A 12,273-nucleotide genomic window follows, 5' to 3' on the forward strand; every position below is an offset into this window, starting at 1 on the left:
CTCCCCGGTGACCGGGGAACGTCGCAACTCCATGATTGCCAAGGCCTGTGTCTGTTCCGCTGTTGGGGTGCCGACACCGCGCCTATCTGCGCGACCTCCTACTCAGGTTGAACTCCGCGCCTGCGCCCCCGGGGACAGCTACCAGTCTTGCCCGGCAGAGGGGGCGACACCCTCCCCCACCCCCTCTGAGAGAGGACCTGCCGGAGGCGCGCAACTGCCGGGAACGCGCGCGCCTCACCTGCTAATTTGCCGTGTTGGGGTCGGAGTGGTGCGTTCACGGGCGTCGTAGGCGCGGGGTGGGGCAGTAGCGCGTGCCTCCTTCGAGTGCAACAGTTGGCCCGGGGGCGATCTCCGTGAAGCCCGCGTCACGCACCACCGGCAGGCCGCCGCCGGCCAGGCGGGCCCAGTCCGCGGGGCTCGCGGTACGGACGGCGAGCGGGAACCCGGCCTCGGCCCACTCCTTGCGCTGGGTGTCGTCCAGCCGCCACCAGGCCAGCTGGGCGGCGTGCCCGGTCTGCGCCATGGTCTTGCCCGCGCTCATCTCCAGCTCGGGGTTGAGCCACAGCACCGGGACCCCGGGCGCGGGTTCGGCCGGCGGCTCGACGTCGTCGAGATCGGTGCCGGAGACCTGGAGCTTGGCCAGCTCCTTCGGCCAGCCGTCCAGCGGGACCGGCGGGAAGACCCGCACCTCGGCGCTCTCCCCCGTCACCGTGATGCCCGGCAGTTCGCTCGCCTTGCGCCACTCGCCGCCCCTGGCCCGCCGGACCACCTTGCGGATCCGGGCGTCCTCCCAGGCCGCGACCCGCTCGGCCCACTCCCCTTCGGCGGCGGTGACCCGCTCGTCGGCGAGCAGCGCCAGCACCGCGCGCGCCGAGGTCTCCAGCGCGTCGGTACGCCCCGGCGGGGTGGCCCGCTCCAGCCGGACCAGCAGTGGCAGCACGTACTGCGGGCGGTCGTCGCGGGGATCGGCCGCGGCCTGCTCCGGCTCGGCAGGCGCGGTGCGGCCGCCGTCGTTCGGGTCGACGGCGGCCGGGGTGGCGGCCAGGTTGTCGGCTTCGTTGGCTGAGGTCACCTCACCAGGATGCCAGGCCGCCTCCGCCCTCCCGCCGGGCCCCCGGGCCGACCCGGGAGGGCCGGCGCGAGTCCGCCGGAGCGCCGACGCCGGTCGGTGCCGACGCCGGTCAGCGCCGACACCGGTCAGCGCCGGTAGCCGCGCGCCGGGTCGCGCTCCTCCGCGTCCTCGTACGGCAGGAACCAGCCCTCCGGGTGGGTGGCGGCGAGGAGTTGGTCGGTACGGTCGGTGGCGTCCAGGTCCGGATCGCCGTCGTCCGGGCCGTAGACGCCGAACAGCTCGTCCACGCAGCCGTCCCAGTCGTAGTCGTACAGGTCCACCGGCAGATCGCCCATCATGTCGGCGACCGCCTGCGGCTGGGCGCCGAGCAGTTCACGGGCGTCCACCAGGGCCAGCCGCAGGGCCAGTTCCTCGGCGAGGCAGCGCGGCAGCGGCCACTCGCCGAGCGCCAGGTCCTCGGCCAGGTCGTCGAAGGTCCTCGCCAGCGCGCGGCGCCAGCTGCGGTGCATGCCCCAGGTCCGGCGCGGGAGGCGGGCGAGGACGGCCCACTCGTGCTCCTCCTCCTCGGTGACCGGCTCGTCCTCGTGCTCGTCCAGGTCGTCGTAGGCGGCGTCGGCCAGGGTGATCAGCTGGGTGTGCAGCAGGCACGCGGTGCGCGGGGTGAAGGTCCAGTCGCCGACGGCTCCGCCGCTCTCCTCCGCCTCCAGCGGGAAGAGCTCCGCGAAGTCGGGGGCGAAGTCCTCGGTGACGCTGATCTCCAGGGTGCCGCCGAGCGCCTCGACGCCCGGGATGGTGGAGACCAGCCGGTCCGGATGGAGCAGCGCCCCGAGCGCCGCGTTGGCGTCCTCGGAGACCTCGCGCAGCAGTGCCGCGCGCTGGCCCTCCGGGTCCACGCCGTCGAAGTCCAGGTCCTCGACGACCGCCCGCGCGGCGGCGCGCAGCGCGGGCCAGTCCGTGATGCGGATGCCGAGAACCACGGTGGCCTCCACCTCCGGCACTTCGGAGTCCTCCGCCGCGCCCGGCCCCTGTGGATGATCGTTTCGCTCGCCCATGGGGCTACCGTACGGCTTTTTCGGGTGGCGGTTCACCGGTGCCGTGAGAGGATCTTCTGCCTGTTCCGAAAGATTCTCCGCCCGTTCGGCCGTGTCCTCGGCGTGGCGTTCCACCCGGTAGGAAAGCATGGCGGTATGAGCAACATTGCAGAGTACGGCGGCGGGCAGGAGCAGGGCTCGGCGGTCCTGGTGGTCACCACCAACGACGTCCCCGGGTGCCGGGTCGACCGGGTGATCGGCGAGGTCTTCGGCCTGACCGTGCGCAGCCGCCACATCGGCACCCAGATCGGCGCCTCACTGAAGTCCCTGATGGGCGGTGAGCTGAAGGGTCTGACGAAGACCCTGGTGGACAGCCGCAACCAGGCGATGGAGCGGCTGATCGAGCAGACCAAGGCGCGCGGTGGCAACGCGGTGCTGGGCATGCGGTTCGACGTCACGGAGGCTGCCGACCTCGGAACGGAGATCTGCGCCTACGGCACGGCCGTGGTGATCTCCCCGGCCTCCTGACCCTGACTCGTCCGGAGAGGGTGCTTCCCGCGCGGCAGCACCCTCTCCGCTCGTCCCGGCCCGTCCCGGGACCCAGCCAGGAACCTCCCCGGCCAGGCGGGAGGTGGGAAGGAACCCGCCGCAACCGGTGCTTCACCGGCTGACTGTTTACGGTGCAACAAGCTTCGCGAGGTCACCACGGTCGACGCGGTGGTGATCGGTGCGGGGCAGGCGGGCCTGTCCGCCGCCTACCACCTGCGGCGACGCGGTTCGCGCCTACCGGGCTTTGTGGTGCTGGACGCCGGCAGCACGCCCGGCAGCGTCTGGGCACACCGCTCCCCCTCGCTGCGGATGGCCACCGTGCACGGTTTCCACCACCTGCCGGACTTCGAGCTGCCCGCACCCGACCCGGCCGCCCCGGCGCGCGAGGTGGTGCCGGAGTACTTCTCGGCGTACGAGACCCGGCACGCGCTCCCGGTGGTACGCCCTGCGCGGTCAGTTGTGCACCCGGCCCGTCACGGCCTTGACCAGCGGCGTGAGTCGGTCCTCCAGATGCTGGAAGTCGCTGCTGTGGCCGTCGGACCACTGGGCCATCCCGACGAGCATCAGGTTCCCCATGCTCGCGAACTGCTGGACCAGGCCGCTGTCGGCCGGCAGCGCCCGCAGTCCCGAACCCTCCGGGGGAAGCTGGACCGCGACCTGGAAGTCGGTGGGGTCGGCACTGAGCGCCATCGTCACGTGCACCGTGTCCACCGGGTCCTTCATGGTGAACAGCGCCAGGTTGTACTCGTTGTTGTCGGCGTCCTTGTAGTAGGCCAGATCGACGCCGAGGCAGCCGTGGCTCTGCGTGATCAGTCCCGCCAGGGTGGGCCCGACGGTGTCCGCTCCGGTGCACTTCGGGTTGGTGGTCTCGGCCACCCGTGTGAAGCCCTGGACCTGGTCCGGAAAGACGGAGAGCGGCACCGGCGCGGTTGCCAGGACCATCGTGGACGGCGCCCCTGAGCGGGCCGCCGGGGCCGGGGCGGTGGCCGTCGGCACGGGCGCCGCCGTCTGCCCCACCGGGTGGGCCGACCAGGCCGGGTACGCCACCAGGCCGGCCGCGACCGCCAGGCCGCCCAGGACCGCCACCGGCTTCAGCCAACGCCGCCGGTTCTGCGGAGCCTGTGCGGCCGCGGTCTGCCCGGCGTCCGTGCGTTCAGCCGCACTGGGCTCCCGTATCGCGTTGTTCTTCTCGAATTCCCTGACGAACTCGTCCCACAGCTCGTCGCCGGTCTCACGTTCGGTCACGGCCGAACCCTAGTGATCGTCAGGCCGGTTGGAAAACCGGGCCCGGCGGGGGGCGGACCGGGGCTCTCCGACGTGGCCGGTCAGCGGTCGAAGTCGACGGTGACGCGGTCGGAGACCGGGCGGGCCTGGCAGGTCAGGACGTAGCCGGCGGCCACCTCCTTGTCCTCCAGGGCGAAGTTGCGGCGCATGGTGACCTCGCCCTCGGTGACCAGCGCCCGGCAGGTGCCGCAGACGCCGCCCTTGCAGGCGAACGGCAGGTCGGGCCTGGCCCGCTGGGCTCCGTCCAGGATCGACCGGTCGCGCGGGAGGGCCAGGGTGCCCGAACGGCCGTCCAGAACCACGGTGACCTCGCTCGACTCGCCGTCCACCGCACCGTCCTCGTCCACACGCTCGGCGACCGGCTCGTCCTCGGCGTGGAACAGCTCCTGGTGCACCCGCTCGGCGGGCACGCCCAGTTCGGCGAGCAGCTCCTTGGCGCCGGCCACCATGCCGTACGGGCCGCAGAGCCACCAGTGGTCGGTGTGCTCGACGTCCACCAGGGCCTCCACCAGGGCCCTGACCCGCTCCGGATCGAGCCGCCCGCTGAGCAGTTCGGCGTCACGGGTCTCCCGGGAGAGCACGTGGAGCAGCTGGAAGCGGCCGAGGTAGCGGTCCTTCAGATCGGCCAGCTCGTCGGCGAACATCACCGTGTCGCTGCGCCGGTTCCCGTAGAACAGGGTGACCTCCGAGCCCTCGTGCGCGGCGAGCACCGAGCCCGCGATGGACAGCATCGGCGTGATCCCCGAACCGGCCGCGAGCAGCACATGCCGTGCGGGAACGCCCAGTTCGGGGCTGAACAGGCCGGACGGTGGCAGCACCTCGACCCGGCCGCCGACCGCCGCCTCGCGTACCAGCCAGCGCGAGAACAGCCCGCCGGGCACCTCCCGGACGGCGATCCGCAGCGGTCCGCCGACCGGCGAGCAGATCGAGTACGAGCGGCGCTCGTCCGCGCCGTCCACGATTCGGCGGAGCGTCAGCGTCTGGCCCGGGCGGAACGCGAACTCGGGGGCCAGCTCCGGCGGCACCTCGAAGGTGACCGCGACCGCGTCCTCGCAGAGCGGCTCCACCGCCCCGATGGACAGCTCGTGAAAGGCCGGTCGGCGGACGGACATTCAGATCTCCTTGATCCGGTCGAAGGGCTCACGGCAGCTGCGGCAGCGCCAGAGCGCCTTGCAGGCGGTGGAGCCGAAGCGGGACAACTCCTCGGTGTCGGCGGAGCCGCACTGCGGGCAGTGCACCGACCGCCGGGTCGGCCCGAGCCGCAGCACACCCGGACGGCCGGACCCGGGCTGGGGTGGGGCGATCCCCGCCTCGGCCAGCTTGCGGCGGCCGGCCTCGGTGATCAGGTCGGTGGACCACGGCGGGTCGAGGCGCAGCCGGACCCTGACCTCCGGGTAACCGGCCGCGCGCAGCCGGGCGTCCACGTCGGCGGCCATCTCGGCGACCGCCGGGCAGCCCGAGTAGGTCGGTGTGAGCCAGGCCGTGACGGTGCCGCCGGCCTCCTCGACACCGCTCAGCACGCCGAGGTCGGCCAGCGTGAGCATCGGCAACTCCGGGTCGGGCACGGCCGCCGCGATCTCCCAGGCGGTTCCCGGACCCGCGGTACCGGCGGGCGCGGCCTGCATGGACGTTGTGGTCGCAGGCGCGGTGGTCGCGGACGCGCCGCGCTGCGCCGGGTCGTGGTGCGAGGTCGCGGTCATCACCAGGTCGCCCCCGGGTGTGCGCGGGCCACCACCTGCAGTTCGGCGAGCAGCGGGCCGAGCGCCTCGGTGTGGACGCCGTCGCGGCCGGCCCGTCCGCCGACGTACGCCAGCGGCGGGGCCTGCGGCACGGTCAGCCGGGCCTCGGCGATCACCTCGCCGAGCTCCCTCAGCACGCCTTCGCGCAGTTCCGCCGGGTCCACGCCGAGCCGCAGCTCCACCGGGTGCGGGGTGAACAGCTCCTCCAGCAGCGGCCAGAGGGCGTCCAGCGCCGTCTGCATCCGCCGGGCCGAGTACTCGGTGCCGTCGCCGAGCCGCAGCGTCCAGGCGGTGGCGTACTCGCGGTGGTAGGCCAGTTCCTTGACTCCGCGCGCCGCGACGGCCGCCAGCACCGGGTCGGCGTGGCCGGTGAGCCGCTGGTAGAGCGCGTGGCGGGCGGTGGCGAAGAGCAGCAGCCGGGCGACGCAGTGCGCGAAGTCGCCGTTCGGCGTCTCGACCAGGCGGACGTTGCGGAACTCGTGCTCCGCACGCCAGTACGCGTAGTCGTCCTCGGTGCGGCCGGTGCCGTCCACCTGGCCGGCCCGGGTGAGCAGCAGGCGGGCCTGGCCGAGCAGGTCGAGACCGAGGTTGGCGAGTGCGACCTCCTCCTCCAGCTCGGGGGCCCGGGTGCACCACTCGGTCAGCCGCTGGGCCAGGACCAGGGCGTCGTCGCCGAGCATCAGGCAGTAGGCGCCGAGGTCGCTGCCGTCGGTCCCCGGCGGCAGCGCGGTGTCCACACCGAGCAGCGGGTCCGCGAAGCCCGTCCCGTACGCCCAGCGGGCCTCGCCCTCGGGCTCCGGGGACGCCTCGGAGAGGGTCAGGTAGACGTGGTCGGCTGACGTGCCGGTTCCATCGGTCATGGCGTGTGCTCCCCGTCAGATGTGCGGGACATCCTCGGGGATGTCGTAGAAGGTCGGGTGGCGGTAGACCTTGTCACCGCTGGGGGCGAAGAACGGGTCCTGCTCGTCGGGGGCGGAGGCGGTGATGGCGTCCGAGCGGACCACCCAGAGGCTGACGCCCTCGTTGCGGCGGGTGTAGAGGTCGCGGGCGGCGAGCAGCGCCATCCGGTCGTCGGGGGCGTGCAGCGAGCCGACGTGCACATGGTTGAGGCCGCGCCTGGGGCGCACGAACACCTCGTACAGCGGCCAGTCGGCCTTGGTCCCGCTCATCGTCCTGCCCCTTCGTCCTCGTCCCGGTGGTCGCCGGCCCCGCCGGCCTCCGCTCTGCGCTTGGCCGCGTACGCGACGGCCGCCTCGCGCACCCAGGCGCCGTCCTCGTGAGCGGCGCGGCGGCGCTCGACGCGCTGGGTGTTGCACGGGCCCTGGCCCTTGATCACCTGCTTCAGCTCGGACCAGTCGGGCTCGCCGAAGTCCCAGCTGCCGCGCTCCTCGTTCCAGCTCAGGGCCGGGTCGGGCAGGGTGACGCCCAGGTGCTCGGCCTGCGGCACGGTCATGTCGACGAATCGCTGCCGCAGCTCGTCGTTGGTGTGCCGCTTGATCCGCCAGGCCATCGACTGGGCGGTGTTCGGCGAGTCGTCGTCCGGTGGGCCGAACATCATCAGCGACGGCCACCACCACCGGTCCACCGCGTCCTGCACCATCCGGCGCTGGGCGTCGGTGCCGCGCATCAGCGTCATCAGCAGCTCGTAGCCCTGCCGCTGGTGGAAGGACTCCTCCTTGCAGATCCGCACCATCGCCCGGGCATACGGACCGTAACTGCAGCGGCAGAGCGGCACCTGGTTGCAGATCGCCGCGCCGTCCACCAGCCAGCCGATCACCCCGACGTCGGCGAAGGTGAGGGTCGGGTAGTTGAAGATGGACGAGTACTTCTGCCGGCCCGAGATCAGCTTGTCGGTGAGCTCCGCCCGGTCCACCCCGAGGGTCTCGGCCGCGGCGTAGAGGTAGAGGCCGTGGCCCGCCTCGTCCTGCGCCTTGGCCAGCAGGATCGCCTTGCGGCGCAGCGAGGGGGCCCGGGTCAGCCAGTTGCCCTCCGGCTGCATCCCGATGATCTCGGAGTGCGCGTGCTGCGCGATCTGCCGGACGAGCGTCGCCCGGTAGGCGTCCGGCATCCAGTCCCGTGGCTCGATCCGCTGCTCGGCGGCCACCACCATCTCGAAGTGCCCCTCCAGGGGCTGATCGACCATCTGCGGTGCCGACACTGCACCCACCTCCCGACTGACCGTTCGGTCGGCACCATTCTGTGCGTCGAGCCGGGGAATGACAAGAGATGGCGATCACCGGCAGTCTGCCCTGGCGTGATCTGCCGCGTTCTGCTGCGATCTGCCATGGTCTGCCGCGCTTGGCAAGCGGTCGTCTGGCAACGACGGCGTGGTGACGGCCCGCGGCACCGACCGTCGACGAACGCGATCTCCGCGAGGCGGCGACCGAGGCGTCACGGGTCCATTGCGCACGGTGCCACCTTTGCGCACGGTGCCAGGGGCCATTGCGCACGCACCGCGAGGGCCTGGCAGGGTCGGCCGGTCCGCCGGACGGCCGGTCCGCCGGGGACGGATCGGCTACTGGAGTAGGGAATCGGTCGCCCGACCGCTTCGAATGGCGGGCCAAGTACCCCCGGGTGCGGCTCTGCTTGATCAGCTGCGTGCGCGACGACCGCGACGGTCCACCGCCACGGTGGTGCGACGCTGCTCACTGACGCAGCTGGTCAAGCGGAGCCTCACCCTCGGAGCAATGTCCGGCCGCCTCCACGGCCGGACCGACTGCCGCCGGCTTCCGCGGGCCATCGCCTCACCGCGCGGCCACCCCCGGGCAGCGGCGACGGCTATGGCCGCTCGCGCAGCCGGGGCAGCGGGACGGCGAGCAGCGCTGCCAGGAGGGCGACGCGCGGGGCGAGTTGGTCCACCCGGATGTGCTCGTCGCGGGCATGCGGACCGGCCCCGACCGCGCCGAGGCCGTCCAGGGTCGGCAGACCGCGCGCACCCGCCAGGTTGGTGTCACCCGCGCCACCCGCCGGAGCACCGTCCAGCTTCTGACCGAGGGCCGCGGCCAGCGACCGTACGTGCCGCAGCAGGGGGTTGCCCGAACGCTCCGGCCAAGCGGGGCGACTGGAGAGCACCTCGGTCCGGACCCGGGCACCCGGACGCAGGGCGGTGAGGTGGGCGAGGGTGTCGAGGGTGTTGCGCTGGGCCTCCGCGGTGGCGAAGCGCAGACCGAGTTCGGCCTCGGCCCGGCCGGCCACCACGTTGGCCCTGGTGCCGCCGGTGATCCGGCCGGCGTTGAGTTCGGTGCCCGGAAGCCTGGCGAGACTGCGCACCGCGACCAGCTGATCAACCAGTTCGTCTACGGCCGAAACGCCCTCGGAGGCGTGGTTGCCCGCGTGCGCCTCGCGGCCGGTCACGGTCAGCCGCACTCTGGTGCTGCCGCGTCGCGCGGTCTTGAGCCGGCCGTCCGGGTGCGGCGGCTCCAGGCCCAGGACGGCTGCGGCACCCGGCAGTTGGCGCTCCACGAGCTTTCGTCCGTCCGGGCTGCCGACCTCCTCGTCAGCGACCACCACCAGCCGGACCGGCCGGTGCGGCCGCTCGCCGAGATCGGCCAGCAGCGCGAACGCGCCTTCGAGCAGCGCCAGACCGGCCTTCATGTCCAGCACACCGGGACCGCTGAGCAGCCCGTCCTCCTCCTGGACCGGCCAGTCCTGGAGCGTCCCGACCGGCCAGACCGTGTCGTGGTGGCCCACCAGTAGGAGGTGCGGCAGGGTCTCGTCCCGGCCGGCCCAGGTGAGCAGCAGATGGTCACCGGCCGGCCCGGGCTCGCGACGGACCTCGGCCCCGGTGGCCCGGAAGCCGGCGGCCAACTCCTCGGCCAGGACGTCCAGCCGGGGTGCGTCTCCGGACGGCGACTCCATCCCGGCCAGATCGGCACAGCGGCGGCGGACGGCACCGGCCAGCGTGCGGGCGCGGGCGCTCAACGCCTGCGGAAGTCCGGGCAGCGCAGCCGTGCCGATGCACTCGCCGGCCGCCACGGTGCCCTCGGTCCCGGCCGCAACACCGGCCGTCATCCCGGCCGCCGCGCCAGTCGTCGTCCCAGCCGCCGTGCCAGTCGTCGTCCCAGCCGCCGTGCCAGTCGCGGCCCCGGCGGTAGCCCCAACTGCTGCTCCGGGCACCGAAGGCCGTAGGGCCGCCGTACGGGCGGACGATGCCGAGACCGCTGCCGTGGCGGCGGTGGCCACGGCGGCACGGGGCGCTATCGGGCTCGAACTCGCGGACTTCGGGGCAGCCGCGCGCGCACCGCCGCTGTCGGCCCCGCCGACACGAACGCCACGGGCACCGACCGGACGCGAGTGTGCTGCCGCGTACGCGCTCACGGTCTGCGGCCCGGCCGGACGGGAACTCCCGGGCCGGACACCCGAACCAGCCCCGGGTCCGGACTTAGCACCGGAACCGAGGCTCCCACCGGCACCGGCACCGGCCCCTTGACCCGAACCGTGCGCGGGGCCGGGCGCGGGCCCGTGAGCCGGACCGGGAGCAGGCCCGGCACTGGAACCGGGGCTCGGACTGGGGCTGGTACTCGGACTCATCGGACGCCTCCCCGATCGCCGCCGGTATAGCGGCACCGGCAGCCGCAGACTCGGTCGGGCAACGCCGATTGGTGCGACCTCGGGCTGGGCAACACTGCGTCCTCCTCGCTCGGTCCGGCAGCCCCGGCTGGACCCGGGGGCCGTGTGGACGGCAGCCCCCTGATCCATCGGTGCACTCGGGGCGCCGGTGCAGGGGAAGCCGAGAAGTGAGCCTAGAAGATTGGTTCGTTCCCTTGCGAGGTGCCCCGAGCACTGCGTCGCGTCGGCCACCGAGCGAGGACGGCGGGTCGCCGGGACGGTTCCCGGTCGGGCACGGAGCCCGGGCCTGGGCCAACGCACGAGCGCGGTCGAGGGATCGCGCCCACTTCCACCATGGACCTCCGTCCGCATCACTGCACAGCGAAGCCGCAACGCCCGGCCGATCCACGTCCGATGAGTGATGAGCACTCAGCGTTTGGTACCAGATCGGCGACCGCGGGAGGAACGACCGGCGCGTACCGCTTCACGCCGTTCCAGGACTTCGAGCCGGGCGCAACCGGCAGGCAACAGGCCCGGATTCCGGCGTGCGGGGTCACGGTCGGCAACGAACCGATGACGCAGCGACGGCGATCGCGTGCCGACGGCCGCCACCTTACGACGGACCGCGCCCGGCAGCCGGTCCGCGATCGACGGATGCCCGGGGTCGGATGACGGGCGGTCGGTGAGTCCGGCAGCAGAGAACCTACCCATCGGCGGAAGCCCGGCACCCGGCAATAGGCGGAGGCCCGGCACCCGACGACAGACGGCAGACGGCAGACGGCAGACGGCAGACAACGGTCGACCGATGCCCCATGACCGGTGACCGATAGCCGATAACGACTGTCAGATGTCGGATGACAGATATTGAAATCTGTCATCCGACATGCCATAGTCGATACCACAGGCGGACTTCCGCCCGCATCCGATCCGCATCCGCACTCGTACATCGCGCCCACACCCCCCTCCGCACCTCCAGGAGCAGACTCCGTGAGCACCACCCCCACCCGCGCCACCCTCGGCGCGAGCTCCTTCGCCACCTCCGCCCTGGGCCTTGGCCTCATGGGCATGTCAGACCTCTACGGCCCCGCCGACGAGGCCGAGAGCATCGCCACCATCCACGCCGCAATGGACGCCGGGATCACCCTGCTGGACACCGGCGACTTCTACGGCATGGGCCACAACGAGCTGCTGATCCGCGAGGCGCTTCGCGGCCGCAACCGCGAGGACGTCGAGATCAGCGTCAAGTTCGGCGCCCAGCGCGGCCCGGACGGCAGCTGGCTCGGCATCGACACCAGCCCCGCCGCCACCAAGACGGCCCTGGCGTACACGCTGCGCCGCCTGGGCACCGACCACATCGACGTCTATCGCCCCGCCCGGCTGGACCCGAACGTGCCGATCGAGGAGACGGTCGGCGCCATCGCCGAGCTGGTCGAGGCCGGCTACGTCCGCCACATCGGCCTGTCCGAGGTCGGCTCTGAGACCCTGCGCCGGGCCGCCGCGGTCCACCCGATCAGCGACCTGCAGATCGAGTACTCGCTGCTCTCCCGCGCTCTGGAGGCCGAGGTGCTGCCCGTCGCGCGCGCTCTGAACATCGGCATCACCGCGTACGGCGTGCTCTCCCGCGGCCTGCTCAGCGGCCACTGGACCAGCGACCGTGAGATGAGTCCGGCCGACTTCCGCGGCCACAGCCCGCGCTTCCAGGGTGAGAACCTCACCCACAACCTCCGCCTGGTGGAGGCGCTGCGGGCGATCGCCGAGGCCAAGGGCGCCACCGTGGCCCAGGTAGCCATCGCCTGGGTCGCCTCGCGCGGTTCGGACATCGTGCCGCTGGTCGGCGCCCGCCGCCGGGACCGCCTGGCCGAGGCCATCGGTGCGCTGGACGTCACGCTGACCGCGGCCGACCTCGCCGCCATCGAGGCAGCGGTCCCGGCCGGTGCGGCCGCCGGCGACAGGTACGCTGCCGCACAGATGGCCCACCTCGACAGCGAGCACTGACACCGGTCAGACCCGTACCGCGGCGAGCCACGCCGGACCGCCACCGCACTGAAGG

General features: G+C 72.9%; 11 protein-coding genes. 3 read left to right on the plus strand and 8 right to left on the minus strand.

Annotated elements, in window-relative coordinates; translation table 11 throughout:
* Positions 1–274: 274 nt before the first annotated feature.
* On the minus strand, positions 275–1,045 hold the full coding sequence (locus tag ACZ5ON_RS11350) for a peptidyl-tRNA hydrolase (protein ID WP_465589426.1): 771 nt from the start codon (positions 1,043–1,045) through the stop codon (positions 275–277).
* 152 nt (positions 1,046–1,197) lie between these two features.
* Positions 1,198–2,124 carry a hypothetical protein gene (locus ACZ5ON_RS11355; RefSeq protein ID WP_465589108.1) on the minus strand — a complete coding sequence of 309 codons (927 nt, stop codon included), beginning with the start codon at positions 2,122–2,124 and terminating at the stop codon, positions 1,198–1,200.
* Between the two features lie 135 nt (positions 2,125–2,259).
* Here ACZ5ON_RS11355 and ACZ5ON_RS11360 point away from each other — a divergent pair, with 135 nt between their 5' ends.
* Both ACZ5ON_RS11360 and ACZ5ON_RS11365 read left to right on the plus strand, forming a co-directional pair.
* Positions 2,260–2,631: a YbjQ family protein gene (locus tag ACZ5ON_RS11360; RefSeq protein WP_465589111.1), complete on the plus strand. Its 372-nt coding sequence runs from the start codon at positions 2,260–2,262 to the stop codon at positions 2,629–2,631.
* A gap of 192 nt (positions 2,632–2,823) precedes the next feature.
* Complete coding sequence (locus tag ACZ5ON_RS11365; RefSeq protein ID WP_465589429.1) at positions 2,824–3,612, plus strand: hypothetical protein; 789 nt, start codon at positions 2,824–2,826, stop codon at positions 3,610–3,612.
* Between the two features lie 365 nt (positions 3,613–3,977).
* Here the strand turns inward: ACZ5ON_RS11365 and paaE are convergent, their stop codons facing one another.
* The 6 genes from paaE to ACZ5ON_RS11395 all read right to left on the minus strand — a co-directional run bounded on the left by paaE (position 3,978) and on the right by ACZ5ON_RS11395 (position 9,686).
* Positions 3,978–5,048, minus strand: coding sequence for a 1,2-phenylacetyl-CoA epoxidase subunit PaaE (paaE, locus tag ACZ5ON_RS11370; RefSeq protein WP_465589114.1), 1,071 nt, complete (start codon positions 5,046–5,048; stop codon positions 3,978–3,980).
* Entirely contained in the window at positions 5,049–5,561 is a 513-nt protein-coding gene (gene paaD, locus ACZ5ON_RS11375; RefSeq protein WP_465589432.1) for a 1,2-phenylacetyl-CoA epoxidase subunit PaaD, read from the minus strand. It lies immediately after the preceding gene.
* Between the two features lie 74 nt (positions 5,562–5,635).
* A complete protein-coding gene (gene paaC, locus ACZ5ON_RS11380; protein WP_465589118.1) occupies positions 5,636–6,535 on the minus strand; it encodes a 1,2-phenylacetyl-CoA epoxidase subunit PaaC in 900 nt (299 codons plus the stop codon).
* Positions 6,536–6,550: 15 nt separating this feature from the next.
* On the minus strand, positions 6,551–6,844 hold the full coding sequence (paaB, locus tag ACZ5ON_RS11385; RefSeq protein ID WP_344637031.1) for a 1,2-phenylacetyl-CoA epoxidase subunit PaaB: 294 nt from the start codon (positions 6,842–6,844) through the stop codon (positions 6,551–6,553).
* A complete protein-coding gene (gene paaA / locus ACZ5ON_RS11390; RefSeq protein WP_465589435.1) occupies positions 6,841–7,818 on the minus strand; it encodes a 1,2-phenylacetyl-CoA epoxidase subunit PaaA in 978 nt (325 codons plus the stop codon). Before paaA ends, paaB begins: the two co-directional genes overlap by 4 nt.
* A 635-nt stretch (positions 7,819–8,453) precedes the next feature.
* Positions 8,454–9,686 (minus strand): M20 family metallopeptidase, encoded by a 1,233-nt coding sequence (locus ACZ5ON_RS11395; RefSeq protein WP_465589123.1) that lies wholly within the window; start codon positions 9,684–9,686, stop codon positions 8,454–8,456.
* A gap of 1,524 nt (positions 9,687–11,210) precedes the next feature.
* Here ACZ5ON_RS11395 and ACZ5ON_RS11400 point away from each other — a divergent pair.
* The gene (locus tag ACZ5ON_RS11400) at positions 11,211–12,218 is read left to right on the plus strand and encodes an aldo/keto reductase (protein WP_465589126.1); all 1,008 of its coding nucleotides are present in this window, start codon (positions 11,211–11,213) and stop codon (positions 12,216–12,218) included.
* The last annotated feature ends 55 nt before the right edge of the window (positions 12,219–12,273 follow it).

Source organism: Kitasatospora sp. NPDC032150, from assembly GCF_055579945.1.

Coding starts and splice junctions, on each gene's coding strand:
- paaC (WP_465589118.1), bottom strand. CDS start 6,535: ATGACCGATGGAACCGGCACGTCAGCCGACCACGTCTACCTGACCCTC.
- paaE (WP_465589114.1), bottom strand. CDS start 5,048: ATGTCCGTCCGCCGACCGGCCTTTCACGAGCTGTCCATCGGGGCGGTG.
- paaA (WP_465589435.1), bottom strand. CDS start 7,818: ATGGTCGATCAGCCCCTGGAGGGGCACTTCGAGATGGTGGTGGCCGCC.
- ACZ5ON_RS11360 (WP_465589111.1), top strand. CDS start 2,260: ATGAGCAACATTGCAGAGTACGGCGGCGGGCAGGAGCAGGGCTCGGCG.
- paaD (WP_465589432.1), bottom strand. CDS start 5,561: ATGCAGGCCGCGCCCGCCGGTACCGCGGGTCCGGGAACCGCCTGGGAG.
- ACZ5ON_RS11395 (WP_465589123.1), bottom strand. CDS start 9,686: ATGACGGCCGGTGTTGCGGCCGGGACCGAGGGCACCGTGGCGGCCGGC.
- ACZ5ON_RS11355 (WP_465589108.1), bottom strand. CDS start 2,124: ATGGGCGAGCGAAACGATCATCCACAGGGGCCGGGCGCGGCGGAGGAC.
- paaB (WP_344637031.1), bottom strand. CDS start 6,844: ATGAGCGGGACCAAGGCCGACTGGCCGCTGTACGAGGTGTTCGTGCGC.